The 25,590-nt window shown below is 69.1% G+C and carries 27 protein-coding genes; 18 read left to right on the top strand and 9 right to left on the bottom strand.

The window, feature by feature from the left end:
- Nucleotides 1-12 precede the first annotated feature (12 nt).
- Entirely contained in the window at nt 13-1,146 is a 1,134-nt protein-coding gene (locus tag G531_RS0107370) for a thiolase family protein (RefSeq protein ID WP_026926745.1), read from the bottom strand.
- A 242-nt stretch (nt 1,147-1,388) separates the two neighbouring features.
- Between G531_RS0107370 and G531_RS0107365 the strand changes: the two genes are divergently transcribed.
- The 9 genes from G531_RS0107365 (at nt 1,389) to G531_RS0107325 (ending at nt 9,489) form a co-directional block, all read left to right on the top strand.
- Nucleotides 1,389-1,952 (top strand): HdeD family acid-resistance protein, encoded by a 564-nt coding sequence (locus G531_RS0107365; RefSeq protein WP_035758167.1) that lies wholly within the window; start codon nt 1,389-1,391, stop codon nt 1,950-1,952.
- Between the two features lie 92 nt (nt 1,953-2,044).
- The gene (locus G531_RS0107360; protein WP_026926743.1) at nt 2,045-3,103 is read left to right on the top strand and encodes an LLM class F420-dependent oxidoreductase; all 1,059 of its coding nucleotides are present in this window, start codon (nt 2,045-2,047) and stop codon (nt 3,101-3,103) included.
- Between the two features lie 20 nt (nt 3,104-3,123).
- The gene (locus tag G531_RS21175; protein ID WP_051215199.1) at nt 3,124-4,002 is read left to right on the top strand and encodes a glucosyl-3-phosphoglycerate synthase; all 879 of its coding nucleotides are present in this window, start codon (nt 3,124-3,126) and stop codon (nt 4,000-4,002) included.
- Entirely contained in the window at nt 4,002-4,886 is an 885-nt protein-coding gene (gene folP / locus G531_RS0107350; RefSeq protein WP_035758164.1) for a dihydropteroate synthase, read from the top strand. Before G531_RS21175 ends, folP begins: the two co-directional genes overlap by 1 nt.
- Nucleotides 4,883-5,488, top strand: a complete 606-nt coding sequence (locus G531_RS0107345) for a class III extradiol ring-cleavage dioxygenase family protein (protein ID WP_035758161.1) — start codon at nt 4,883-4,885, stop codon at nt 5,486-5,488. The genes folP and G531_RS0107345 overlap by 4 nt, the downstream gene beginning before the upstream one ends.
- A 27-nt stretch (nt 5,489-5,515) precedes the next feature.
- Nucleotides 5,516-6,199 carry a dihydrofolate reductase family protein gene (locus G531_RS0107340; protein ID WP_051215198.1) on the top strand — a complete coding sequence of 228 codons (684 nt, stop codon included), beginning with the start codon at nt 5,516-5,518 and terminating at the stop codon, nt 6,197-6,199.
- A gap of 224 nt (nt 6,200-6,423) precedes the next feature.
- Nucleotides 6,424-7,290, top strand: a complete 867-nt coding sequence (ctaC, locus tag G531_RS26430) for an aa3-type cytochrome oxidase subunit II (RefSeq protein WP_162143154.1) — start codon at nt 6,424-6,426, stop codon at nt 7,288-7,290.
- A 1-nt stretch (nt 7,291) separates the two neighbouring features.
- Entirely contained in the window at nt 7,292-9,064 is a 1,773-nt protein-coding gene (gene ctaD / locus G531_RS21170) for an aa3-type cytochrome oxidase subunit I (protein ID WP_051215197.1), read from the top strand.
- The gene (locus G531_RS0107325) at nt 9,061-9,489 is read left to right on the top strand and encodes a cytochrome c oxidase subunit 4 (protein ID WP_026926738.1); all 429 of its coding nucleotides are present in this window, start codon (nt 9,061-9,063) and stop codon (nt 9,487-9,489) included. Before ctaD ends, G531_RS0107325 begins: the two co-directional genes overlap by 4 nt.
- A 125-nt stretch (nt 9,490-9,614) precedes the next feature.
- Here G531_RS0107325 and G531_RS0107320 read toward each other — a convergent pair whose 3' ends face one another.
- The 5 genes from G531_RS0107320 to G531_RS0107300 form a co-directional block, all read right to left on the bottom strand.
- Complete coding sequence (locus tag G531_RS0107320) at nt 9,615-11,078, bottom strand: GuaB1 family IMP dehydrogenase-related protein (protein ID WP_026926737.1); 1,464 nt, start codon at nt 11,076-11,078, stop codon at nt 9,615-9,617.
- A gap of 21 nt (nt 11,079-11,099) precedes the next feature.
- Complete coding sequence (locus tag G531_RS0107315; RefSeq protein ID WP_026926736.1) at nt 11,100-11,312, bottom strand: hypothetical protein; 213 nt, start codon at nt 11,310-11,312, stop codon at nt 11,100-11,102.
- A 34-nt stretch (nt 11,313-11,346) separates the two neighbouring features.
- Nucleotides 11,347-11,622: an Lrp/AsnC family transcriptional regulator gene (locus tag G531_RS0107310; RefSeq protein ID WP_026926735.1), complete on the bottom strand. Its 276-nt coding sequence runs from the start codon at nt 11,620-11,622 to the stop codon at nt 11,347-11,349.
- Nucleotides 11,623-11,699: 77 nt separating this feature from the next.
- Nucleotides 11,700-12,719: a rhomboid family intramembrane serine protease gene (locus tag G531_RS0107305; RefSeq protein WP_026926734.1), complete on the bottom strand. Its 1,020-nt coding sequence runs from the start codon at nt 12,717-12,719 to the stop codon at nt 11,700-11,702.
- 2 nt (nt 12,720-12,721) lie between these two features.
- Complete coding sequence (locus G531_RS0107300; protein ID WP_026926733.1) at nt 12,722-13,231, bottom strand: peptidylprolyl isomerase; 510 nt, start codon at nt 13,229-13,231, stop codon at nt 12,722-12,724.
- 123 nt (nt 13,232-13,354) lie between these two features.
- Here G531_RS0107300 and G531_RS26975 point away from each other — a divergent pair, with 123 nt between their 5' ends.
- The 3 genes from G531_RS26975 (at nt 13,355) to G531_RS24455 (ending at nt 15,909) form a co-directional block, all read left to right on the top strand.
- A complete protein-coding gene (locus G531_RS26975; protein WP_035758157.1) occupies nt 13,355-14,440 on the top strand; it encodes a sunset domain-containing protein in 1,086 nt (361 codons plus the stop codon).
- A gap of 241 nt (nt 14,441-14,681) precedes the next feature.
- The gene (locus tag G531_RS0107290) at nt 14,682-15,221 is read left to right on the top strand and encodes a hypothetical protein (RefSeq protein WP_026926732.1); all 540 of its coding nucleotides are present in this window, start codon (nt 14,682-14,684) and stop codon (nt 15,219-15,221) included.
- 10 nt (nt 15,222-15,231) lie between these two features.
- On the top strand, nt 15,232-15,909 hold the full coding sequence (locus tag G531_RS24455) for a prepilin peptidase (RefSeq protein ID WP_145978758.1): 678 nt from the start codon (nt 15,232-15,234) through the stop codon (nt 15,907-15,909).
- 7 nt (nt 15,910-15,916) lie between these two features.
- Here G531_RS24455 and trpD read toward each other — a convergent pair whose 3' ends face one another.
- A complete protein-coding gene (trpD, locus tag G531_RS0107280; protein WP_026926731.1) occupies nt 15,917-16,963 on the bottom strand; it encodes an anthranilate phosphoribosyltransferase in 1,047 nt (348 codons plus the stop codon).
- Nucleotides 16,960-17,400, bottom strand: coding sequence for a response regulator transcription factor (locus tag G531_RS0107275; protein WP_051215195.1), 441 nt, complete (start codon nt 17,398-17,400; stop codon nt 16,960-16,962). The genes trpD and G531_RS0107275 overlap by 4 nt, the downstream gene beginning before the upstream one ends.
- A 162-nt stretch (nt 17,401-17,562) precedes the next feature.
- On the opposite strand from G531_RS0107275, the gene ctaE reads away from it, so the two are divergent.
- The 4 genes from ctaE (at nt 17,563) to qcrB (ending at nt 22,004) form a co-directional block, all read left to right on the top strand.
- Nucleotides 17,563-18,252 carry an aa3-type cytochrome oxidase subunit III gene (gene ctaE, locus G531_RS0107270; protein ID WP_428829748.1) on the top strand — a complete coding sequence of 230 codons (690 nt, stop codon included), beginning with the start codon at nt 17,563-17,565 and terminating at the stop codon, nt 18,250-18,252.
- 70 nt (nt 18,253-18,322) lie between these two features.
- On the top strand, nt 18,323-19,168 hold the full coding sequence (gene qcrC, locus G531_RS0107265) for a cytochrome bc1 complex diheme cytochrome c subunit (RefSeq protein ID WP_026926728.1): 846 nt from the start codon (nt 18,323-18,325) through the stop codon (nt 19,166-19,168).
- The gene (qcrA, locus tag G531_RS0107260) at nt 19,165-20,295 is read left to right on the top strand and encodes a cytochrome bc1 complex Rieske iron-sulfur subunit (RefSeq protein ID WP_081683915.1); all 1,131 of its coding nucleotides are present in this window, start codon (nt 19,165-19,167) and stop codon (nt 20,293-20,295) included. The genes qcrC and qcrA overlap by 4 nt, the downstream gene beginning before the upstream one ends.
- On the top strand, nt 20,295-22,004 hold the full coding sequence (gene qcrB, locus G531_RS21155) for a cytochrome bc1 complex cytochrome b subunit (RefSeq protein WP_081683914.1): 1,710 nt from the start codon (nt 20,295-20,297) through the stop codon (nt 22,002-22,004). Before qcrA ends, qcrB begins: the two co-directional genes overlap by 1 nt.
- Before the next feature lie 74 nt (nt 22,005-22,078).
- Here qcrB and G531_RS21150 read toward each other — a convergent pair whose 3' ends face one another.
- Nucleotides 22,079-23,794 carry a DEDD exonuclease domain-containing protein gene (locus tag G531_RS21150; protein ID WP_051215194.1) on the bottom strand — a complete coding sequence of 572 codons (1,716 nt, stop codon included), beginning with the start codon at nt 23,792-23,794 and terminating at the stop codon, nt 22,079-22,081.
- Between the two features lie 122 nt (nt 23,795-23,916).
- Between G531_RS21150 and G531_RS21145 the strand changes: the two genes are divergently transcribed.
- Complete coding sequence (locus tag G531_RS21145) at nt 23,917-24,183, top strand: hypothetical protein (protein ID WP_174522485.1); 267 nt, start codon at nt 23,917-23,919, stop codon at nt 24,181-24,183.
- 134 nt (nt 24,184-24,317) lie between these two features.
- The gene (locus G531_RS0107240) at nt 24,318-25,517 is read left to right on the top strand and encodes a C40 family peptidase (RefSeq protein ID WP_145978759.1); all 1,200 of its coding nucleotides are present in this window, start codon (nt 24,318-24,320) and stop codon (nt 25,515-25,517) included.
- Nucleotides 25,518-25,590 lie beyond the last annotated feature (73 nt).

Genomic DNA, 25,590 nt, shown 5'->3' with positions numbered 1-25,590 from the left:
GCTGGGTGGGATTCAGAGCAATTCGAGAATGGTCGCGTTCGCCTGACCGCCGGCCTCGCACATCGTCTGCAGGCCGTACCGGATGTTCTGCGCCTTCATGTGATGGACCAGTCGGGTCATCAGCGCCGCCCCCGAGCCGCCCAACGGGTGCCCGACCGCGATCGCCCCGCCGAGCGGATTGGTCACCGCGTCCGCAGCACCGGTCTCCGCCTGCCAGGCCAGCGGCACCGGAGCGAAGGCCTCGTTCACCTCGAAGGCGCCGATGTCGGAAATGCTGAGTCCCGCGCGCCGCAGCGCCTTCGCGGTTGCCGGGATCGGGGCGGTGAGCATGATCACCGGGTCGTCGGCAGCGACCACGGTGGTGTGGATCCGGGCCAAGGGGGTCAGCCCGTTCGCCCGGGCCAGCTCCGAGGTGGTGATCAGCAGCGCCGCGGTACCGTCGGCGATCTGCGAGGAGTTGCCGGCGTGGATCACGCCGTCCTCCCGGAACACGGTCTTCAGAGTGCCCAGCTTCTCCACCGTGGAGCCACGACGCAGGCCCTCATCGGCGGTGATCCGCCCCGGCAGCGGGGCGAGTTGGGAGTCGAAGGCGCCGGAGTCGATCGCGGCCGCGGTCCGCTCGTGCGAGCGTACGGAGTATTCGTCGAGCTGGGCCCGGGAGAAGCCCCACTTGTCGGCGACCAGTTCCGCGCCGATGCCCTGGGAGAAGCCCCGTACGCCGAAGCGCTCCAACACCGAATCCGGGTACTGCGCCTGGCCCTGGGCGTTGGAGCCCATCTGGACCCGCGACATCGACTCGACCCCACCGGCGACGGCGAAGTCGTACTGGCCCGAGATGACGCCCGCGGCGGCGAAGGCGACTGCCTGCTGGCTGGAGCCGCACTTGCGATCCACGGTGGTGGACGGCACCGAGGTCGGCCATCCGGCCGCGAGCAGGGCCACCCGGCCGATGTTGCCGGACTGCTCTCCGCTCTGCGTCACGCACCCCCAGACCACGTCGTCCACCCGGGCCGGATCGAAGCCGGTCCGCTGCACCAGGGCGGTCAGGACATGGGCGGCCAGATCGCCGGGGTGCAGGTCGGCGTACGCGCCGTTCCGCTTACCGATGGGAACCCGGACCGCGTCCACGATGACGGCGTCACGCATGAGAACTCCTGTGAGATGAGGCAGGGACCCGACCATTTCACCCCAGCAGAGAATCTATGGTCAACAATTTCATTGAAACTATGGTCATTGATTTGGTGTCGCGGCGATAGGCGCTGGCTATGACCCCAGGGGTCCGGCCGCGGGGTCCTGGGGGCAGGGCTAGGCTGGGCCCTGCCCTCGTCGCCGGGGTACGCCCGGGAACGAGCCCGACCGGTCATCAGTCATCTCTGCGAGGAGTCATCATGCCCACGATCGACCTGTACTCAGTGGAACGCTCGACGGTCACCGGTCTGCGGGTGCTGCTCGGGGTCAGCGGCCTGCTCGCCCTGGTGATCGGGGTGCTGGTACTCGTGTGGCCCGCCAAGACCGCGGTCGTGGTGGCCGGCATCATCTGCGTGTACGCCTTCATCGCCGGGGTCATCAACATCTTTCTCGGCATCATGACGCGCCGGCTGGGTGCCTGGCCGCGGGTCTCCTACGTGGTGCTCGGGATCGTGTTCATCGTCGTGGCGGTGCTGGCGCTGACCAACCTGCAGGCCGCGACCGCCGCGCTGGCCGTGCTGCTCGGCGTGACCGTCGGGATCGCCTGGATCATCGAGGGGATCGTCAGCCTCACCATGCTGGGCGACTCGGCCTCCAAGGTCTGGACCATCCTGATGGCGGTGGTGAGCATCCTGGCCGGGATCGGACTGCTGCTGTCGCCGATCTGGGGTGCGGCCGTGCTCTGGATGCTGCTGGGTGCCTCCCTCGCCGTGCTCGGCGTGGTCCAGATCGTGCGCGCCATCCGGTTCGGCGCCCACCTGTGAGCTGAACTCGGCCACACCAACAAGTGACCGGCCGGTAAGCTGCGTTCGACCCGACCGGCACCGACGCCGGCCACCGGACACAAGGAGGCTCCGTGGAAATCGGAACCATGTTCTCCCTCGGCACCGATTACGGCCAGCTGGTCGAGGATGTCGTCGCGTACGACCGGGTCGGGTTGGACCTGGCCCTGATTCCGGAGGCGTACACCTTCGATGCGATCAGCGTGCTCGGTTTCCTCGCCGGGCGCACCGAGCGGACCAAGCTCGGCACCGGCATCGTCAACATCTTCTCCCGGACGCCGACCGTGCTCGCGATGAGCGCCGCCGGGTTGGACCTGCTGTCGCAGGGACGCTTCGTGCTCGGCGTGGGCGCCTCGGGGCCCCAGGTGATCGAGGGGTTCCACGGGGTGAAGTACGACGCCCCGCTGGGCCGGGTGCGCGAGGTCGTCGACATCTGCCGCAAGGTCTGGCGGCGCGAGGCGCTGGTGCACAACGGGAAGTACTACCAGGTTCCGCTGCAGCCCGACCGCGGCGGCTCGGGTCTGGGGAAGCCGTTGAAGCTGGTCGGGCACCCGGTCCGGGACCGGATTCCGATGCTGCTCGCCTCGATCGGACCGAAGAACGTGGCACTGGCCGCCGAGTTGTTCGAGGCCTGGCAGCCGATCTTCTACTACCCCGAAAAGGCCGAGGAGGTCTTCGGTGAATCGCTGGCGGCCGGCCGCGCCAAGCGGGCTCCCGAACTCGGCGACCTGCAGGTGTACGCCGACACCTACGCGCTGGTCAGCGATGACGAGGCGGCGATCGAGGGGGCGCGGACCCAGGTGCGGCGCACCCTCGCCCTCTACGTCGGCGGGATGGGGGCCAAGGGCAAGAACTTCTACAACGACCTCGCCGTGCGCTACGGCTTCGGCGAGGCGGCGGAGAAGGTGCAGGATCTCTTCCTGACCGGGAAGGTGCAGGAGGCCACGGCCTCGGTGCCCGACGAGTTCATCGATGCGGTCTCCCTGATCGGTACCCCCGAGCAGGTCCGCTCGCGCCTGGCGGCGTACGACCGCGCCGGTGTCCACACCCTGCTGCTCGGCCTGCCCAGCCCGGACCACGCGGCCCGGCTGCAGACCGTCGAGGCGATCAAGGACTTCGCGCAGAAGCTGTGACGCCGCCTACAGTTGCCCGCATGTACGTCTCGCAGATCGTGGAACCCCTCCGAGTGTCGGTGGTCCTGCCCGCCCGGAACGAGGAGGCCACCGTCGCCGCGATGGTGACCCGGCTGCGTACCGACCTGGCCGGGCAGCTGCACGAACTGGTCGTGATGGACTCCGACTCCACCGACGCGACCGCCCGGGTCGCCGCCGAGGCCGGGGCCCGGGTGCATGCGGTGGCCGACGTGCGGCCCGACCTGGGCTCCCACCCGGGCAAGGGGGAGGCGCTGTGGAAGTCCCAGTTCGTCACCTCCGGGGACGTGCTGGTCTTCCTCGACGCGGACCTGGTCGAGTGGAGCACCGAGTTCGTACCGCGGCTGGTGGCCCCGCTGGCCGACCCGTCGATCCAACTGGTGAAGGGCTGGTACGGCCGGGACTACGCCGCGGACGGGAACGTGGAGACCGACGGCGGCGGCCGGGTGACCGAACTGATGGCCCGGCCCTGGCTGGCGGTGCACCGGCCGAGCCTGGCCGGGATCGCGCAGCCGCTGGCGGGGGAGTGGGCGATCCGCCGCGACGCCTTCGCCGCCCTGGCGGTGCCCTGTGGGTACGGCGTGGAGATCGCCACCCTGCTGGACATCGAGGCCCGCTACGGTGCGGACGCGATCGGCCAGGCGTGGTTGGGTCGGCGTACGCACCGGCACCAGAGTCTGCGCCAACTCGGCGTGATGGCCACCCAGGTGCTCGCCGCGGCGACCCGACGGGCCGGGGGAGTGGCCGAGGACCCGATCACCCTGACCCAGTTCGCCGGCGGCCGGCCGGCCCCGCGTCCGGTGCCGACCACCGAACGTCCGCCGCTGCGCGAATTGCCCGACCACGACACGACCGCGGCGACGACCCGGGAGGCCTGCTGATGCGCCCGGACACCCAGCCACCGTTCCTGGAACTGCGGGGTCGTGGCTTCGCCCCCACCGACCGGCTCGTGATGGCCATCATCAACCGGACCCCCGATTCGTTCTACGACCAGGGGCGCACCTGGGCCGAGGATGTGGCCTTCCAACGGGTCGCCGAGGTCGTCGAGCAGGGCGCCGACCTGATCGACATCGGCGGGATCAAGGCCGCCCCCGGCGAGGAGATCGACGTCGCCGAGGAGTGCCGCCGGGTGGTTCCGTTCGTGGCCCGGGTACGCCAGGCGTACCCCGACCTGATCATCTCGGTGGACACTTGGCGCCACGAGGTCGGCCGGGCGGTCTGTGACGCCGGCGCGGACCTGCTCAACGACGCCTGGGGCGGGGCGGATCCGCAGTTGGTCGAGGTCGCCGCCGAGTTCGGGGCTGCCGTGGTGTGCACCCATACCGGCGGCGTCACCCCGCGGACCCGGCCGCACCGGGTCGAGTTCGACGACGTGGTCGCCGCCGCGCTGGACTCCCTGCAGGCCCAGGCGGCCCGGGCCGAGGCCGCCGGCGTACCCGCCCGGCGGGTGATCATCGACCCGGCCCATGATTTCGGCAAGAACTCCTTCCACTCCCTCGAACTGACCCGCCGGCTGGACGAACTCGCCGCCCTGGGCCGGCCGCTGCTGGTCTCCTTGTCGAACAAGGACTTCGTCGGGGAAGCGCTGGATCGCCCGGTCAAGCAGCGGGTGGTCGGTACCCTCGCCACCACCGCGATCTCCGCCTGGCAGGGCGCCCAGATCTACCGGGTGCACGAGGTGGCCGAGACCCGCCAGGTGCTCGACATGGTGTCGGTGATCCGGGGCGAGCGGCTCCCGGCGCGCGCGGTCCGGGGGCTGGCATGAGCTCCATCACCGCGGTCACCCTGATCCCGAAGCCGTTGTTGCTGCTGCCGGCGTACGCCTCGCTCGCCGACCCCGCGGCCGAACTGCGGGCGCACTGCCACGCCGCCCTGGCACAGGTAGCCGGGGCCGGACCCGAGCAGGTGACGGTGATCGCCGAGCAGGCCTCGCCCGGGTTCCGGGTGGCCGCCGCCGTACTGGCCGACAGCGCCCTGGCCGATCTCCCGGTGCGGGAACTGCCGGTCACCGAGCAGACGATCGACGCCGTCGTTGCCGAGGTGACCGCGGCCGCGGCCGGCACCGCCCTGCTGGTCACCGGCGACGGATCAGCGCGTCGCGACCCGAAGGCGCCGGGGCATTTCGACCCGCGGGCCGCGGCCTTCGATGCCGAGGTGTGCCGAGCCCTGGCCGCGCCGGATCCGGCCGCGCTGGCCGCCCTGGACGCCGGCACGGCCCGGGAACTGCTGGCCGCCGGCTGGCTGGGCTGGCAGGTGCTCGCCCGCGTCCTGCCCGACACCCGGACCGCGTACTGGTGGGCCGATGACCCGTTCGGGGTGCAGTACGCCGTGGCCACCTGGCTCCCGCACCCCACCCCGAAGCCGTAGCCCGGTCCGAACCCGGACAATAGGGGAATGAGTGACCCCGAGTTCCGGCAGCTCCTGCCGCAGGCCCGGCCGATCACCGTCGCCGACCTGCCCGAGGTGTACGCCTGGGCGCCCGGCGATCGGGTCCGCGCCAACATGATCACCTCGCTGGACGGGTCGGTCACCGGCTCCGACGGACTCTCCGGAAGCCTGAACGATGCCGCCGACCATGCCGTCTTCGCGACCCTGCGCAGCCTGTCGGATGTGATTCTGATGGGTGCGGGGACGGTCCGGGCCGAGCACTACGGGGTCCCCGACGGGCCGCGCCTGGTGATCGTCAGCGGGCGGGGCCGCTTCCCGGAGCATCTGTTGCCGCTGCTGCCCGAGCATCCCGGGCAGGTGGTGCTGGTCACCACCGAGGCTGCCGCGGTCTCCGATCAGGTCCGCGATCTGGTCGAGGTCTGGCGGGTGGGGGCCGACCGGGTGGACCTGCCCGGCGTCCTGGATCGGCTGGCCGGGCAGCGCGTCCTGACCGAAGGGGGACCGACCCTGCTCGGCCACCTGATTGCCGCCGATCTGGTCGACGAACTGTGCCACACCATCAGCCCTCGGTTGACCGGTGTCCCCGTGCCGCTGCTGGGGTCCACCGCAGTGCCGCGCCGACTGACTCTGCGTACGATGATCAGCAGTGGTTCGACCCTGCTCGGTCGCTGGGCGTTGGCTTCGCGCTGAGCCGGATCAACTCCGTGCCACAGACCTATTTCTCCGCGCCGACAAGGGACGATGCCCCAACTTCAGGGCAGGGGGCCGGTTACCCCGTCCAGTGCCCGGGCGTACCCCTCTCGGACTTGCTCGGGCGGCCACCCACACTGCCCGAAATGCGTTATCGTGAGTGCGATCAACATGGCCGGTTTCCGGGTTCCTCCTGTGCCGGTAGACGTAGGGAAGGGCGACACGTGAGTGTGAAGACATCCACAACCCGCCGGTTGACCGGAGCAGCCGTGCTCGGGTTGGCCGCGCTGGCGCTGAGTGGCTGTGCCGGTGGCACCGGGGGGCCGGGGCAATTGGCCCGATTCGGCCTGCCGGAACCCGTTTCGGACCGGGCTCCGTTCACCGGGAACCTGTGGCACGGCTTCTGGATCGCCGCGCTCGCGATCGGTGTCCTGATGTGGGGTCTGATGATCTGGGCCGCCATCCGGTACCGTCGCCGCAGCCCTGACGAGATCCCCAAGCAGACCCGGTACAACCTCCCGATGGAGGTCATGTACACGATCGTTCCCTTCCTGATCGTCGGCGTGCTGTTCTTCTACACCGTCAACGCCCAGGACGGCGTCCGCAAGCACTACACCGACGCCGAGCTGGCCGCCCAGGGGATGCCCGCCGCGCGGACGATCGGGGTGATCGGCCAGAAGTGGTCGTGGACGTTCAACTACACCGATGCCAACGTCTGGGATGTCGGCACCGTGGAGCGGATCCCGGACCTGTACATGCAGGTTGATCAGCCGGTGAACTTCACCCTTGATTCGCCGGACGTGATCCACTCCTTCTGGGTCCCCCAGTTCTACTTCAAGCTCGACGTGATTCCGGGTCGCACCAACTCCTTCCAGGTGACCCCGACCAAGATCGGCAGCTATGCCGGCAAGTGCGCCGAGCTGTGTGGCACCTACCACTCGCGGATGCTCTTCAACGTCCAGGTCGTCGATCAGGCGACCTACCAGGCGAAGATGGACGAGCTGCGGAGCAAGGGCCAGACCGGACAGATCAGCTATCAGACCGGAACCACCCAGCAGGTCGGCTCCACTCAGGCGCACGGAGGCAACTGACATGGCATATACCCAACGGGTCGCGGCACCCACCACGTCCGCGCAACCGAACCGGCGGTTGGGCACGATGGTCATCGACATCCTGACGACGACCGATCACAAGTTGCTCGGCAAGATGTATCTCTGCGTCGCCTTCTTCTTCTTCCTGCTGGGTGGCCTGCTGGCGCTGCTGATCCGGGCCGAGCTCGCCTTCCCGGGCATCCAGTTCATGCAGCCCGAGACCTTCAACCAGGCGTTCACGATGCACGGCACGATCATGCTGCTGATGTTCGCGACGCCGGTGTTCTCCGGGTTCGCCAACTTCGTGATGCCGCTGCAGATCGGCGCCCCCGACGTTGCCTTCCCGCGGCTGAACGCGTTCTCCTTCTGGATCTACGTGTTCGGCGCGATCATCGTGTGCAGTGGCTTCCTCAGCCCGCAGGGTGCGGCCGGGTTCGGCTGGTTCGCCTACGTGCCGCTGTCGACCGCGACGCACTCGCCGGGTGTCGGTGGCAGCCTGTGGCTGGCCGGTCTGTACCTGGTGGGTCTGTCCTCGATCCTCGGTGCGGTCAACTTCACCGTGACGATCCTCACCCTGCGCGCCCCGGGCATGACCATGTTCCGGATGTCGATCTTCACCTGGAACACCCTGGTCACCTCGCTGCTGATCCTGATGGTCTTCCCGGTGCTGGCCGCCGGCCTGCTGGTCCTGCTGTCCGACCGCGTCCTCGGGACACACGTCTTCGGTGCCGAACACGGCGGACCGATCCTGTGGCAACACCTGTTCTGGTTCTTCGGACACCCCGAGGTGTACGTGTTGGCGTTGCCATTCTTCGGCATCGTGACCGAGATCATCCCGGTGTTCAGCCGCAAGCCGGTCTTCGGCTACGTGGGCCTGGTCACCGCCACCCTGGCCATCGCTGGTCTGTCGATGGCGGTGTGGGCCCACCACATGTTCGCCACCGGCGCGGTCAGTCTTCCGTTCTTCTCCTTCATGACCTTCCTGATCGCCGTCCCCACCGGGGTGAAGTTCTTCAACTGGATCGGCACGATGTGGCGAGGATCGATCAAGATGGACACCCCGATGATCTGGACGATGGGCTTTTTGACCACGTTCCTGTTCGGTGGTCTGACCGGCATCATCCTGGCCTCCCCGCCGCTGGACTTCCAGGTCACCGACACCTACTTCGTGGTGGCGCACTTCCACTACACCCTGTTCGGCACCGTGGTGTTCTCGCTGTTCGCCGGCTTCTACTTCTGGTGGCCCAAGTTCACCGGCAAGATGCTGAACGAGACCCTCGGCAAGGTCCATTTCTGGATCCTGTTCTTCGGCTTCCACACCACCTTCCTGGTGCAGCACTGGCTGGGTGTGGAGGGCATGCCGCGCCGGTACGCCGACTACCTGCCCAATGAGGGCTTCACCCTGCTGAACCAGGTCTCCACCGTGGGCGCCTTCATGCTGGGTATCTCCTTCATCCCGTTCTTCATCAACGTCATCCGGACCGCGATGAGTGGCCAGCAGGTCACCGTCGACGACCCGTGGGGCTGGGGCCGGTCGCTGGAGTGGGCGACCTCCTGCCCGCCGCCGAAGAAGAACTTCAACAAGCTGCCGCGCATCCGCTCGGAGTCCCCGGCCTTCGATCTGCACTACCCGGAGATCGCCCTGCGGGAGTACGAGTTGAATGACGACGACCCGACGCTGCGGGTGGACGCACTGCGCAAGCAGGTCGATGCCGAGAAGGTCACCGTCGGCGCCGGCCAGTACGACACCGATTCCCAGGGAGGCACCAAGTGAAGCGTCAGGCACAGGTCACGTTCTACCCGCTGGCCCTGTTCCTCGCCATCGTCACGGTGGCGTACGGGATCTTCGGCCGGGTCCCGGTGGGCAACGGCCAGTACCAGATCGAATGGGTCGGGCTGACCGCGTTCATCCTCACCACCGTCATGGTGCTGATGATCGCGGTGGTGCTCACCCTGACCTCGAACAAGATGGATCCGCAGCCCGAGGACTCCCTCCGCGCGGAGGTCGCCGACGGCGAGGGGAACGTCGCCTTCTTCCCGCCGGCCAGCATCTGGCCGTTCTGGGCGGCGCTGACCGCCGCGGTCATGTTCCTCGGCACGGTGCTCGGCTGGTGGCTCACCATCCTCGGCGGGATCGTCGGGATCTGGGCCATGTGCGGCTGGTCCTACCAGTACTACCGCGGCGAGTACGCCCACTGAGCCCCACGGCTCACTGAACCGCCGACGGCGCCCCTCCGCAGGGAGGGGCGCCGTCGTGTTTCCGGGCGTCGTGTTTCCGGGCGTCGTGTTTCCGGGCGCTGGGGGGCGGGTCGGCTCGGGGAGGGTCACCAGCTCCGGTCGAGCGGGCGGCCCTCGTCGTAGCCCGAGCGGGACTGCAGCCCCACCACGGCCAGGTCGGCGAATTCGGTCAGGTCGGCGGCCCCGGCGTACGTGCACGAGGAGCGGACCCCGGAGGTGATGAAGTCGATCAGGTCCTCCACCCCCGGACGCTGCGGATCCAGGTACATCCGGGAACTGGAGATGCCCTCCTCGAACAGGCCGGCGCGGGCCCGCTCGAAGCTGGACTGGTCCCGGGTACGCATCCGTACCGCCCGCGCGGAGGCCATCCCGAAGGACTCCTTGTACTGCCGCCCCTCCGCGTCGACCTTCAACTCGCCGGTCGACTCGTACGTCCCGGCGAACCAGCTCCCGATCATCACCGAGCCGGCCCCGCCCGCCAGGGCGAGGGCGACATCGCGGGGATACCGGACGCCCCCGTCGGCCCAGATGGAGCGGCCCAGTTCCCGGGCGGCCTCGGCGCACTCGAGTACGGCGGAGAACTGCGGGCGGCCGACGCCGGTCTGCATCCGGGTGGTGCACATCGCCCCCGGCCCCACGCCCACCTTGACCACATCGGCCCCGGCGTCCACGAGATCCCGGACGCCGTCGGCGGTCACCACATTGCCCGCGACGATCCGGATGTGCGGGGCGATCTGATCCCGGACCTTCGCCACCGTGCGCAACGCCTCGAGCATCTTCTCCTGGTGACCATGGGCGGTGTCGACGACCAGAATGTCGCTGCCGGCCAGCAGCAGCGCCTCGGCCCGGCCCTGCACATCGCCGTTGATCCCGACCGCGGTGCCGATACGCAGCTTCCCGTCGGCGTCCACGGCCGGCTGGTAGAGCGCCGAACGCAGGGCTCCCTTCCGGGTGACCAGGCCGACCAGTTCGTCGCCGTCGACGGCCAGGGCGGCGTCCAGGTGATGGTCGGACAGTTCGTCGAACACTTCCTGGGGGGAGGCGTCGGCGGTGACGGTGACCAGATCGGTGCTCATCACATCGCCGACCTGGGCGAACCGGTCCTCATCGACGGTGTCGTGCGGGCTGAGCACACCCAGCGGGGTGAGCCGGCCGTTGTGCCGGTCGCCGCTGACGACCACGACCAGATTGTGCGCCCGCTTGGGCATCAGGGCCATCGCCTCACCGACCGTGGTGTTCGGGTTGACCACCACCGGGGTGTCGAACTGGGTGTGGGCCGCCTTGACCTTGGCGATCGCCTCGGCGACCACCTCGGTGGGAATGTCCTGCGGGAGGATCGCCACCGCACCCCGCCGAGCCACCGTTTCGGCCATTCGGCGGCCCGAGATGGCGGTCATGTTCGCCACGACGAGGGGGAGCGGGGTCGCGATCCCGTCGGTGGAGGTCAGGTCGACCGACAGCCGCGAGGAGACCGCGGAGCGGGAGGGGACCATGAACACGTCGTTGTAGGTCAGATCCTGCTGGGGGACCTGGTTATTGAGGAAGCGCACGGCTTCACGTTACCCGGACGGTCAGCGCGGCGGGATCGAGACCGGGTCGGCGGGCAGGCCGGGTTGCAGCAGCACCACGGTGATGATCACCACCGCGAGCGCGATGCCGGTACACACCAGCGCGGTGATCGCCACCAGCCGGTTCGAGGCGAACCACCGTCGGGTGCCGGTCAGCAGCGGATCGACCTCCGCATGCAGCAGACCCGGCGCGGCCGGGACAACCGGTCCGGGCACGTCGGGATGGGCCCGGCGCGGCCGGGACGCGGGCTCAGTCGCCCAGCGAGAAGGCGGCGTCGAGGTCATGGCGGGAGAACGCACGGAAGGCGATGTGGGTTTCGGTCTCCACCACGCCGGGGACCTTGTTGAGCTGATCGGAGACCACCTCGGCAACCTGATCGAGGTCGCGTACGTGCACCATCACGATCAGGTCGATGTGTCCGGTGACCGAGTACACCTCGGTCACCCCGTCCAGATCGGCAATCTGTTGGGCGACCTCGGGGATCTTGTCGACCTCGGCATTGACGAACACGATCGCGGTGAACATCCATCCTCCTTCGTAGCGCTACGGCCCGACTCTAGCGGCAGGCCACTATCGGGCGCGGACTGCTCGGCGCTCGGGGATCAGATCAGGGTGCCGACCACGGCCACGACCCAGAGCACGACGATCAGCCCGATCACGCCCAGCCGCTGGGTGCGTACGCGGGTACGCCCCCGCGGATAGGCGAGAAGCGCCCCGGCGCCGCAGCCGGCGGCGATCCCGCCGAGTTGGCTGATCCAGGATGCGGCCGATCCGCCGAACAGACCCATCAGCACCGAGAACCCGACCAGCAGGCCCAGCAGGATCAGGTCGGGCCGAATGTCGATCCGGGCGTGGTGCTTGAGGATCATCACCGCGGCCAGCAGACCGAGGATGCCGGCATTGGTCAGCGGCCAGTATTCGACGGGGGAGAACAGGCTGAGCGCGGCAGCCGCCCCGAGACCGGAGGCGAGCCAGACCCCGATCAGGGGCCAGCGACCGAGCACGCTCTCGACATTGCGCCCGATCAGGTACAGGAAGACCAGATTGATCAGCAGACTGAACGCGCCGACGCTGAACAGCGTGCCGGTCAGCGGACGCCAGAACTGCCCGGCGGCGATCCACGGTCCGGAATAGCCGAGCCAGGCGAACAGCAGGTTGCCGGTGATCAGATCCGCCACCCCGACCACGGCAAGCACCGCGACCAGGGCCAGGGTGCCGGACTCGCCGATCTTGCGCAGCCACCGCGGGACACCACCGCGACGGCGGCGGTGTTCGTGCTCGGCCGCCGCGGCGGCGCCGACACAGTCGGGGCACTGGAAGCCGACCGAGGCCGGGTGCATGCAGGCCCCGCAGATCGGTTTGGAGCAGCGCTGACAGGTGATCCCGGTCATCCGCTCCCGATGTCGGTAGCAGGGTTGGAAGCGACTGTCCTCCGACGGCGCCGCCCCACCGCCCGAGCGCGCGAACGCCGCCCACGTCTCGTCGATCGCTCCGGCGTCGCTCGACTCAGCCGAGCTCCCGTCGGACGGATTCGGATGGTCGATCGACCCCTGCGGATCGGCCGGGTCGATGCCCCCGGGCCGGTCGCGCGGGTCGTCGGGGGTGGCGTCGCGGTCGGACACGGTCAGGAAATCTCGACCGACTCGATGACCACGGGCTCGACCGGGCGGTCCATCCGGCCGGTGCGCACGTTGGCGATCTCGTCGACAACCTTGCGCGAGGCCTCATCGGCGACCTCGCCGAAGATGGTGTGGCGCCGGTTCAGGTGCGGAGTCGGGGCAACGGTGATGAAGAACTGCGAGCCGTTGGTGTTGGGCCCGGCGTTGGCCATGGCCAGCAGGTAGGGCTTGGAGAACTGCAGCTCGGGGTGGAACTCGTCGGCGAAGTCGTAGCCGGGGCCACCGGTGCCGGTGCCCAGCGGGCAGCCACCCTGGATCATGAAGCCGGGGATGATGCGGTGGAAGGTGAGTCCGTCGTAGAACTTGCCCGTGGTCGCCTTGCCCGTCTCGGGATCGGCGTACTCCTTGGTGCCGTTGGCCAGGCCCACGAAGTTGGCCACCGTGGTGGGGGCGTGGGTGTCCAGCAGGTTGATCTTCACATCACCGTGATTGGTGTGGAGGGTGGCAGTGGTCACAGGATTCCTTCCTAGCTGCGAGTACGGCACGCGGGTGGGGCCTGTTCGGGCGGTTCCCCGGTGCCCTATACCGTGGAGGAGCAACTCCACGATGTGGAGCCAACCTACCAATACGGAGGAAACGTGAAGCACGCCGCCGCAGAGACTACTCACACGGCCGCGGACACCCTTGCCGCGGCCAAGGACTACGTGGGCCAGGAGTTGGACAAGCTCAGCCCGCTCTACAACGAGGGGATGGAGCGTCTGGCGCCCCTCGCCGAACAGGCCAAGGTCCGGGGAGCTTCCGCTGCCAACCAGGCGCTGGATGCGCTGCAGCCGAAGGTGAACGACGTCCTGGAAAAGGTTGCCCCCGCCGTGGCCACGGCCCAGGGCGCGATCAACACCTGGGTGCCCAAGGCCCAGGCCGCGCTGGACGAGGCCGCCAAGCCGGTCGTGCTGGCCGCCGCCCCGGTCGGTCGCAAGGCTGCCAAGGAGGCCGCCAAGCGGGCCAACATCCGGGCCAAGGAGCTCGAGCAGACCGCCAAGGCGGCCGACAAGGCGCTGGCCAGGGCCGAGAAGAAGGCCAAGGGCAAGGGCGGCAAGGGCTGGTTCGTTCCGCTGCTGGTGATCGCCGGTCTGGGCGGCATCGCCGTGCTGCTGTACAAGAAGTTCATGGCCCCCGCCGACAACGAATGGCAGAGCCACAGCGCCTCGGCGTACACCTCGAACCCGGACACCGACCAGGCCGCGGCGAAGCAGACCGGCACCAGCCAGTCCTTCACCGAGCAGGTCAAGGTGCCCGCCGAGACCGCCGCCCCGGCTGCCGAAGCCGCAGCCCCGGCCGCCGAGACCGCAGCCCCGGCCGCCGAGACCGCCGCCCCGGCCGCCCAGGCCACCGACGCGGCCGCCGCGACTGCGACCACCGAGCCGGCCACCTACGGCGCAGCCGGTGACTACGGCGTCACCGACCCGGCTTCCACCTCGGCTGCCACCGGCAGCACCGCTGCCGCCGCCGGCACTGCCGCGGCCGACAGCGCTGCCGGCGCCAAGTACGGCGAGGGTGCCTACGTCGGGGACCAGCCGCCGGCCGGCTTCGACATCAAGGGCAACGAGCGCTCGAAGAAGTTCCATACCCCCGGCACCGGTGGCTACGAGCGCACCATCGCCGACGTGTGGTTCAACTCGGAGAAGGCGGCCGAGGGCGCCGGCTTCGCCAAGGCTCAGCGCTGAGCTGAGGTACCGACCGGGCGCCGTACGGCGGCCGGACCCACCTTCGCAGGGGGCGGACACCGACGGTGTCCGCCCCCTCACGCATCTCCGCCGGGGCGCGGGACTGGTGGTCGATGGCGAACGGGACCTCAGCCCGCAGCGAGCGGGACCGTGACGCAATCGTGATCCGCGGTGCCTCACATCGGAGGTCATTTTTGGGCCTGTTCCAGGTGAAGAGAGTTTTTTCGTCCTGGAGGTGCCCATGCAATCCGTCCGCGAACCATGCTGTCCGACCTCGACGATCCCCGGGCCGCAGAGCTGGGTGGAGGCCGCCCCGTTCCGGGCGAAGCTTCGCCTGCTGATGGCCGAGACCGACCTGCCCTGGCAGGCCGTCGCGGTCGCCGCGGGCGTCCCGCTGGAGCCGGTGCGGACGCTGCTGTTCGGACGCACCGGGGGACGGCCGCTGCGCCGGCTGTACCCACCCCACGCCCGAGCCCTGTTCGAGTTGGAGGCAGCCGACCTGCACCAGGTCCGGCGCACCCTCGTGCCGGCGGAGCAGCTCACGCTCCCGGTGGGCCGGCTGCTGGCCGCCGGGGTGCCGGAGGTCGAGGTACGCCGCCAACTCCGGCTCACGCCCGACCAGGTACGCCGGATCCGCCGGCGTGAACCGGTGCTGGTGTCGGCGCTGACCCTGCTGCTGGCCGAAGCCACCCGGCAGGACCGGGCCGCCGGCCGCCAGCGGGACGCGGGCCGCCACCGGGACGCCCGCGGCCACCGGGTCCTGCGACCCCGAGCGGCCTAGGGTGGCTCCCGTGTCGACCCTCGCCGATACCCTCCTCGCCGATGCTTTCATGGCACTGGCCGTGGCCGCCGTCCTCGGCCTGCTGGTCGGGCTGGCCGGCGGCCCCGTGCTGCGCCGGCTGGCCGAGCCGGACGACACGGCGCCCGGCGGCAAGATCCGCTACGCCGCGTTGGCCACCCCGAGGTTCGCCCAGGCGGTCGGCGCGTTCGTGGCCGCCGCGGCGCTGAGCGTGCTGGCCACCGGCGTACCGGGGGAGCCGCGGACCTGGCTCGCCTGGCCGCTGGCCACTGTCGGGGTGCTGTTGGTCTGCATCGATGCCGTCACCACTTGGCTCCCGCTGCGGCTGACCCAGGGGCTGTGGGGCCTCACCGTCGCCGCCTGGCTGGCCGCCTGCCTGGCCGGGGCAGCCTGGTGGCCACCCCTGATCGGTGCCGCGATCGCCGGCGGCTTCTTCTGGCTGGTCTGGCGGATCAGCGGCAGCATCGGGTTCGGCGATGTCCGGTTGATGCCGGTGATCGGTGCGGTTGCCGCGGCGTACGGGGGACAGACGCTGCTGGCCGCACTGGTGCTGGGAACCGCACTGGGCGCGCTGACCGGCCTGGTGCACCTGATCCGGCACGGCCGGGGCCCGTTCCCCTACGGACCCTCCCTGGTCGCCGGTGCGTTCGCTGCCCTGGCCGTGGGGTGAGGCGTCCTCAGACCGCCTGGCTGGCGCTCACCCACCGGTCCAACCGCTCGGCCGCGGCACCCTCGTCCAACGCTGCCCGGACCCGGTCCACCCGATCCCGCAGTTGCTCGGTCAGGGAGACCGACAGGTCCGGCTTGTCGTGGGCCAGCAGTGCGGCGGCGCCGTTGAGGACCACGATGTCGCGTACCGGTCCCGGGGCGCCGGCGAAGGTCTCCCGCAGGATCCGGGCGTTCACCTCCGGCGGTCCGCCGACCAGTGATTCCGGCGTCGTCCGGGCCAGGCCGAGTTCCCGGGGATCCAGGGTGGTCTCCACGACCTCCCCGTCGGCGATCAGCCAGACCAGGGAATCGGTGGTGGTGGTCAGCTCGTCCAGGCCGTCCCCGCCGTGGAAGACCATCCCCTGGTTGCCGCGGCGAGCCAGCACCCCGGCCATCAGCGGAGCCATCGACCGATCCGCCACCCCGATCGCCTGGGCCCGCGGTTTGGCCGGGTTGGCCAGCGGGCCGAGGAAGTTGAAGGTGGTCGAGATGCCCAGTTCCCGACGCGGGCCGGCGGCGTGCTTGAGCGAGGAGTGGTACATCGGCGCGAACAGGAAGACCAGGCCGGCGGCATCCATCACCTGCTGCTGCTTGTCGGCCGGGACGGTGAGATTCAGCCCCACCGCCTCCAGCACGTCCGCGGTCCCGCACTGGGAGGAGGCCGAGCGGTTGCCGTGCTTGACCACCCGCGCGCCGGCAGCGGCGGCGACGATCGAGGCCATCGTGGAGATGTTCACGGTGTTGGCCCGGTCCCCGCCGGTCCCGACCACATCCACCGCGACCCCGGAGATCTGCACCTGATTGGTCAGCGACAGCATCACGTCGGCCAGCGCCTCGAGCTCGATCACCGATTCCCCCTTGGCGCGCAGCGCCACGGCGAATCCGGCGACCCGGATGGGGGAGGTGTTGCCCTCCAGGATCTCGGTCATCGCCCAGGTCGCCTGCTCCGCACTCAGGTCACGACGGGCCACCAGTTGGCTCAGCACATCGGGCCAGGTGAATGTCTGCGCCGTCATCCGCGGGCCACCTGCGTGTGCTCGCTGCGACGCAGCCGGAGCAGTTCGGCGGCGGCGCGGGGGAGGCGTACCGGATCGACGGGGTGGGTGACCACGCCGTCGGCACGCGACCAGGTCGCCAGCCAGGCGTCATCGCGGCGCCCGACCAGCAGCAGGGCCGGCGGGCAGTCGTAGATCTCGTCCTTGATCTGGCGGCACACGCCCATCCCGCCGGCCGGAACGGCCTCGCCGTCCAGAATCACCAGGTCGTAGCCGCCCTCGTCCAGGGCGGCGAGCACCGCGGCCTGGGTCGCGCACTCGACCGTTTCGATCTCGGGAAGATCCTCGGCGACCCGTCGGCCCAGGGCCAGCACCGTCTGCTCCCGCACCGCGCGGTCATCGGAATAGACCAGGATCTGACAGGTTTCGGCAGGGGCCCCGGCGGCTTCCGCGCTCATGCTGCGCTCCTTCGTGACTCGGCTGGGCGGACCCCACGTGGGCATCCAAGCCGCATGCTAGCGCGCCCCGCGCGGTGGGCTGCGGGAAACCCTGGATCACCTCGTGAGACCACTTTTGGCAGATGACATGACCTGCGGAGAAAAGCTCGACATAATGCTGACGTGGCTACTTCTGCAGAGACGACGACTGAACTGCCCCCGGGCAGCCTCCACCCGGTCTCCCCGGTCCGCGCCGGCGGCGTCAAGGGTCGACCCGACATGATGTCGGTGGGGGTGCTGATCTGGCTGGCCTCGGAGCTGATGTTCTTCGCGGCGCTGTTCGCCGCGTACTTCTCGACCCGCGCGGCGCAGACCAGCCTCGACGGTGGGGCCATGTGGGCCGAGGGTACCTCGATGCTCAATATCCCCCTGTCCACCGGGAACACCGCGGTCCTGGTGCTCTCCTCGGTGACCTGCCAGATGGGCGTGTTCGCGGCCGAGCGGGGCCAGGTGGGCCGCACGGCGGGCATGTTCAATGTGGCCAAGTGGGGCCTGCGCGAGTGGTACATCCTTACCTTCGTGATGGGCTCGGTCTTCATCGCCGGTCAGGTGTATGAGTACGCCACCCTGTTCAGCCACGGCATGGCGCCGCAGACCAACGTGTACTGGTCGCTGTTCTTCCTGGCCACGGGATTCCACGGCCTGCACGTGACCGGTGGCCTGATCGCCTTCCTGCTGGTGCTGGGCCGGACCTATCTGGCCCGGAAGTTCACCCATGAGCAGGCCATCACCGCTGTTGTGGTGTCCTACTACTGGCACTTCGTCGATGTGGTGTGGATCATTCTGTTCGGCGTCCTGTACTTCCTGCGATGAGCACCCGCACCGCCTCGGCAGTGGCTAAGCTGCCTCGCCAGATCATTCTCACCCAGGAAGGTACGCACTCGTGAGTTTCCTGTCAGCCAAGCGTCGGCATCCGGCCTTCAAGCCGCTGATGCTGCTGGTCGCTCTACTTATTGTGGGTGGCCTGTACGCCGGGTTCGCCCCGGCCGGCAAGTCCTCCGCCGAGGAGGCCCTGGCCCCCGGCGATGCCGCGAAGGGCCGGGAACTGTTCCTGGTGGGCTGTGCCTCCTGCCACGGCATGAACGGTGAGGGTGGTTCGCTCAAGCCGGACAACGCCCAGCCCGAGCAGTTCGCCGGACCGTCCCTGGTCGGTGTCGGCGGTGCCGCGGTCGACTTCCAGGTGGGCACCGGCCGGATGCCGATGGCCAACCCGGGCGCGCAGGCCCCGCGCAAGAACGTCGTCTACAGCCAGCAGCAGATCCGCGACCTGGCCGCGTACGTGGATTCGCTCGGCCCGGGCCCGCAGATCCCGACCGAGCAGCAGTACGCCGGGGTCAACCCGGCCACCGACCCCGAGGGTGTGGCCAAGGGCGGCGAACTGTTCCGGACCAACTGCTCGGCCTGTCACAACCTCACCGGTCAGGGTGGCGCACTGCCCGAGGGCAAGTACGCCCCCGCGCTGACCAACGTCGAGAACAAGCACATCTGGGAGGCCCTGCGTACCGGTCCTCAGCAGATGCCGGTGTTCAGTGAGAAGAATCTGACCGATCAGGACGTCAACCAGATCATCGGCTACCTCAAGTCGGTCGACAGCCAGCCCAACTACGGCGGTTTCGGCCTGGGTGGGCTCGGTCCGGTGGTCGAGGGCCTGGTCGCCTGGGTCGTCGGTATCGGTGGTCTGCTCCTGCTGGTCACGTGGATCGCATCGAAGGGAGCTCGGGTCAAATGAGCGAGCAGAACGACGTCAAGACCCCGGACGTGAACGAGCACGGCTGGATTCAGGCGCAGCCGGTGCCGAACCCCGGGATCGAGGAGCACGTCAACCGGTGGAGCGATGAGGACGAAGGCGCGAACCGGCGCGCGACCCGGCAGATCGTTGCCTGCTTCGCGCTGTCCCCGCTGTTCGCGATCGCGTTCATCGTGGCCTACTTCGCGATTCCCGGTCCGCTGGGTCGCAACCCGGAGGAGAGCTACGGCGGTCCGATCGTGCCGGTGCTCGGCATGTCGGCGCAGCACTTCTACATGGGTCTGTTCCTCGGCCTGGCCATCCTCCTGATCGGGATCGGCCTGGTCCAGTGGGCCCGCCGGATCATGAACGACCGGGAGATCGCCGAAGAGCGGCATCAGCTGTCCTCCACCCCGGAGAACAAGCAGCTCGTGCTGGAGAAGCTGGAGGCGATGGGCAAGGACGCCAACATCTACGGTCGCCGCAGCATCATCGGCTGGAGCCTGCTGGGCGCCCTGGGCCTGACCGCCCTGGCGCCGCTGGTGACCCTGGCCGACGCGGGTCCGTGGCCGTTGCCCAGCACCCGGCACCGGACCCTCGAGCGGACCCTGTTCGCCGAGACCGAGAGCAAGACCATCTACCTGGTCAACGATGTGACCTACGAGCGGATCAAGGCCTCCGACATGGAGATCGGCCAGCTGATCAACGGCGAGCCGAGCAACCTGGAGGAACTGCACCACAGCGATCCGGCGCGGTTCCAGAGTGAGAAGGCCAAGTCCGCGATCATCGTGGTCCGGATGGACCCGAACACGATCAACATCACCGGTCGCGAGGACTGGCAGGTCGGCGGCATCCTGGCGTTCTCCAAGATCTGCACCCACGTCGGTTGCCCGATCTCGCTGTGGGAGCAGCAGACCCACCACCTGCTGTGCCCGTGTCACCAGTCGACCTTCGACCTGGGCAACCACGGCAAGGTCGTCTTCGGCCCGGCAGCGCGCGCTCTTCCGCAGTTGCCGATCACCGTGGACGCCGAGGGGTACCTGATTGCCCAGCGCGACTTCGAGGTGGCGGTCGGACCGAGCTTCTTCGAGCGTCCCTTCAACCGCGAGAACGACAAGGGTGAGTACTGATGGCCAAGCCTGCACAGGTATCCACGGAGGTGGTCCAGCCGCACAACGCGGTCAAGCCGAACCCCCCGTTGAAGAAGTTGGGCCCGGCCGCCAAATGGGGCGATGACCGGGTCGGTCTCGGCGGGATCGGGAACTTCCTGCTCCGCAAGATCTTCCCCGACCACTGGTCGTTCATGCTCGGTGAGATCGCGCTGTATTCGTTCATCATCCTGCTGGTCACCGGCGTCTTCCTGACGATCTGGTTCAAGCCGTCGATGGGTGAGATCGAATACCAGGGCTCCTACCAGCTGTTGAAGGGCCTGCCGATGTCGGAGGCGTTCGCCTCCACGTTGAACATCTCCTTCGACATCCGCGGCGGTCTGCTGGTTCGCCAGATCCACCACTGGGCCGCGATGACGTTCGTGGCGGCGATGATGGTGCACGCCCTGCGCGTGTTCTTCACCGGCGCCTTCCGCAAGCCGCGCGAGATCAACTGGCTGCTCGGTGTCGGCCTGCTCATCATGGGCACCATCGAGGGCTTCGCCGGCTACTCCCTGCCCGACGACCTGCTGTCGGGTACCGGTCTCCGGTTCGCCGACGGCCTGATCCGATCCATCCCGCTGGTCGGCACCTGGGTCGAGTTCTTCCTGTTCGGCGGCGAGTTCCCGGGGACCCTGATCGTGCCCCGGCTCTACATGGTGCACATCCTGCTGCTGCCGGGCCTGATCCTGGGTCTGATCGCCGCGCACCTGGCGCTGGTCTTCTACCACAAGCACTCGCAGTACCCGGGCCCCGGGCGTACCGAGACCAACGTCGTCGGTATCCCGATGTTCCCGACCTTCGCTGCCAAGGCCGGTGGCCTGTTCTTCATCGTGAGCGGCTTCCTCACCCTGCTGGGCACCTTCGTGCAGATCAACCCGGTCTGGGTGGTCGGTCCGTACAACCCGGCGCAGGTGACCGCGGGCTCGCAGCCCGACTGGTACATGGGCCCGGCCGAAGGCGCGGTCCGGATCATGCCGAACATCGAGTCCTACATCGGTGGCACGACCTGGTCGTGGAACGTGATGATTCCGGGTCTGGGCTTCCTGGGCCTGCTGTTCGTCAGCCTCGGTGTCTATCCGTTCATCGAGAAGTGGCTCACCGGGGATGACTCCGAGCACCACATCGTGGACCGGCCGCGCAACGCCGCGACCCGGACCGCGATCGGGGTGGCCGCGATGTCGGTGTACGCGATGTTCTGGCTGTCCGGCGGTAACGACATCCTGGCCATCCGGTTCCATGTTTCGCTGAACCAGGTGACCGAGGTGATGCGGGTGATGGTGTTCCTGGCCCCGATCCTCGCCTTCATCATCACCAAGCGGATCTGCCTGGGTCTGCAGCGCAAGGATCAGGAGCGCCTGCTGCACGGCTCGGAGACCGGCACGATGATGCGGACCGCCGATGGTGGCTACTACGAGCCGCATCTGCCGATCTCCCACGACGAGGCCTGGACCCTCACCCAGCACAAGCAGTACATGCCGCTGGATGCGACCGCGGCCGACGACCGCAATGGCCTGGCCAAGAAGGACGTCGTCTCGCGGAACCGGTCCCGTTGGTCGCGCTGGTTCTACAAGGATCGGGTGGAGATCCCGACCGCAGAGGAACTGATCGCGGCTCGCGATCACATCGAGCACGAGAAGCATGGCGAGCTCGACGATGTGCACGATCCGGAGTTGACCGGCAAGCACTGATCGCAGCGCGCAGCACTCCCGAAGGCCCCCGAGTCCCACCGGACCCGGGGGCCTTCGCCGGCTGAGGCCGCGGGTCACTCGGCCAGGTGCAGCGGCCAGCTCCATTCCCCGTCCACCTCCAGCAGGCGTACGCCGGGGCGCTCCAGCCAGCCGGCCAGACACTCGGTTTCGGCCACGGTCGCGGCCGGCAACGGGGCTGACGGAGCGGGCACCGACTCCGCGGTGGTCACCAGGCCGGCCGCGAAGGTCGGGGGATGCTCCCCGGGGCGGGCCAGCCCGGCCGCGGCCAGCCGGCCGTACCGGATGACGTGGACCGCCCAGCCGCCCTCCACCGGGGCGGTGGCCACCAGCTGGCGGCAGCGGGCCAGGGCGGTGAATCGGTGGAACCGGCGCAGGGACTCCGCCCAGGTGAGCATCCGGTCACGGACCTGGCCGGCCTCCTCGAACCGCTCCGCGTCGGCCAGCCGGGTGATCCGGGCCGTCAGCGCACCGTTCACCCCGGCCACGTCGCCGGCCATCGCCGCCCCGGCCGCACCGGCGATCCGGGCGTACGCCGCGGGGGACACCGAGCCGTCGCACGGGGCGGGGCAGCGGCCCATGCCGGCCAGTGCACACGGGCTGCCGTCCTGGCGGGCCGGGATCCGGTCGGTGCACTGGCGCAGCCGGAACGCGTCGTGCAGGGCATCGCGGACCTCCTCGGCGGTCCGCCGGGACCGGAACGGGCCGAGGTGCACCCCGTCGGCGGTCACCGTCCGGACCAGCGACAGCCGCGGAAACAGCTCGTCGGTGAGCCGCAGCCAAGTGGCCCGGTGCGGATTCTTGGAGCGTCGGTTGTAGCGCGGGGCATGGGTGGCGATCATCCGCAGCTCGGTCACCTCGGCGTGGAGCTCGGTGTGGCACACCACATGACTCACCCCGGTGGCGATCTGGACCATCTCGTTGATCCGGGCCCGCTTCTCCGAGGCGGTGAAGTAGCTGCGGACCCGCCGTTGCAGATTGCCGGACTTGCCGACGTAGAGCACCTCGCGGCGCACCCCGTCGGGTGCCTCGGGATCGGGATGGTCGTGGTGGAACAGATACACCCCGGGGGCAGCGGGCAGCGCGTCGGCCCAGCCCCGCTTGGCCCGGCGCGCCCGGGGCACCCGCCGGGTGAACTCACGCAGATCCTCCAGGCTGTGGACGCCGAGGCTGCCGACCCGTTCGATCAGGGCGTGCAGCACGTCGACGGTGGCCCGGGCATCCGACAGTGCGCGGTGGTTCGGCTCGACGGTGCTGTGCACGTGGGCGGCCAGGGTGCCCAGCTTGAAATTGGGCACCTCGTCGCGCAGCAGGATGCAGCGGGCCAGCGCCAGGGTGTCCAGCACCTGGTTGCCCGGCCAGGGGGTGTCACGGTCGGCGCAGGCCCGCTTCAGGTGGCCGATGTCGAAGGCGGCATTGTGGGCCACCAGCACGGTGCCGCGGGCGAACTCCAGAAAGCCCGGCAGGCTCGCCGACAGGGAGGGGGCGTCGGCCACCATCTGATTGGTGATTCCGGTGAGGACCTGGATCAGCGGAGCGATCGTGGTGTTCGGATTGACCAGGGTCTGGAACTCGCCACAGACCTCGCCGCCGCGCACCTTCACCGCACCGATCTCGGTGATGGTGTCCTCGGCGCCGCCGCCGGTGGTCTCCAGGTCCACCACGCAGAAGGTCACCTCCGACAGCGGCGTACCCAACTCTTCGAAACTGGGTTGATAGGCCGGGTCGGCGGCGGCCGTGGCCCGGGTGTGGGGGAGGGATGCAAGGCTCATGTCCCAGACGCTAGGCCGGGCCTCCGACAGAATTCGGCCGAAGATCACATCGTTGTGATTTTTCCCGGCCCGGGGCGGGGGAGGACGAAAAAGTGTCAGTGGGCCTCGGCACGGTGGGGGCCATGAACGATGCACGCAACCCGATGGCCCGGGACTGGGGCCAACAGCCCGAGGCCGAGCCGGTGCTGATCGATTGCCATACCTGCGTGATGCGCGAGGTGGCCTGCGCGGACTGTGTGGTGTCCGTGCTGCTCGGGGAGCCGGCCACCGAGCCGCTGGCCCTGGCCGATGACGAGCGGCGGGCGCTGCATGCGCTGGCCGGGGAGGGGATGCTGCCGCCGCTGAGACTTCTGGTCCACAATTCTCAGGAGAATGACGATTTCCCGTGACCACAGTGATCTATGGGGTCTGAGATTCCTGAGTGACTCGGCTCAGTTTGCGCGTGACTTTTTCGTGATCTAGGGTTTCGGTGGCTCGACAAGGGCCACCGAAAGCTTCATCCCCGTTCTACGAAGGAGACAGCGTGGCTGTTCGCCGGACTGCCCTGAACGTGTGCCGAGGCCTGTTGGCCGCCGGTGTCGTCGTCGTCGCGGTGACCGGACTGCCGGGTACGGCACATGCCGATCCGCAGGCGGTCGAGAAGGCCAAGTCCGAGGTGGAGCGCCTCTCGATGGAGTCGGCCGCGGTGGAGCAGAAGGCGCTGGACGCCCAGCTCCGGCTCGACGGCGCGCAGAAGCGGCTGACCACCCGCGAGGGTGATGTGAAGTCCCAGGAGGCCAAGGTCGAGCAGCTGCGCCAGGGCGCGAGCCGGGTGGCGCTGACCCAGTACCAGACCCGCGATTCCGCGCCGGCCCTGCAACTGGTCTCCCGCAACGATTCGCAGAACTTCCTGACCCAGTACTCCACGGTTCAGCAGGTCAACCAGAACCAGAACGCGCTGCTGCAGAACTACCAGACCGAGCAGGCGAACCTGAACGATCTGAAGCGTGGGGCGGCCGCCGATGTCACCACCATCAACGACTCCACCGCCGAGGTGAAGCGCCTCCAGGCGGAGTCGGCGAAGAACCTCGCCGACGCTCAGCAGGTGCTCGACAAGCTGTCGGCCGAGGAACGGGACCGGCTGAAGAAGCTCCAGGAAGAGGAACAGGCCGCTGCCGCCCGCCGGGCCGAGGCCGCCAGCGCCGCTGCAACCACGCAGAGCCCGAGCGCCTCGCCGTCGGCCAGTGCCAGCAAGTCGGCCTCGCCGTCTGCCAGTGCCAGTGCCAGCAAGTCGGCGTCCCCCTCGGCCAGTGCCAGCAAGTCGGCCAGCCCGTCGAAGTCGGCCGCGCAGCCCACCGAGGCTGCCGCCGCCGCTCCGGCCCCGGCCGGTGCCTCGGGCCGGGCCGCCACCGCGGTCGCGTTCGCCATCGCCCAGAATGGCAAGCCCTACTCCTTCGGCGCCACCGGCCCCGGCTCCTACGACTGCTCCGGGCTCACCGGTGCTGCCTGGAAGGCCGCCGGCGTCTCGCTGCCGCGTACGTCCCAGGCGCAGTACGGGGTCGGTACGCCGGTCGCGAAGTCCGACCTGCAGCCGGGCGACCTGGTGTTCTACTACTCCGGGATCAGCCACGTCGGCATCTACGTCGGGGACGGGATGATCTTCCACGCGTCCAACCCGAGCAAGCCGCTCGGCTACGCGCCGCTCGACTCGATGCCCTACATGGGGGCGCGCCGCGTCGGCTGAGGCCACGAACAGAACTGAACGACAACGCCCGGCCGGGAATCACCCGGCCGGGCGTTGTCGTTCGCTGCGTTGT

Source organism: Granulicoccus phenolivorans DSM 17626 = NBRC 107789 = JCM 15570, assembly GCF_000423085.1.
Lineage (GTDB): Bacteria > Actinomycetota > Actinomycetes > Propionibacteriales > Propionibacteriaceae > Granulicoccus > Granulicoccus phenolivorans.
The sequence above is the reverse complement of the archived record's forward strand: the minus strand, read 5'-3'. Positions and strand labels throughout refer to the sequence as shown.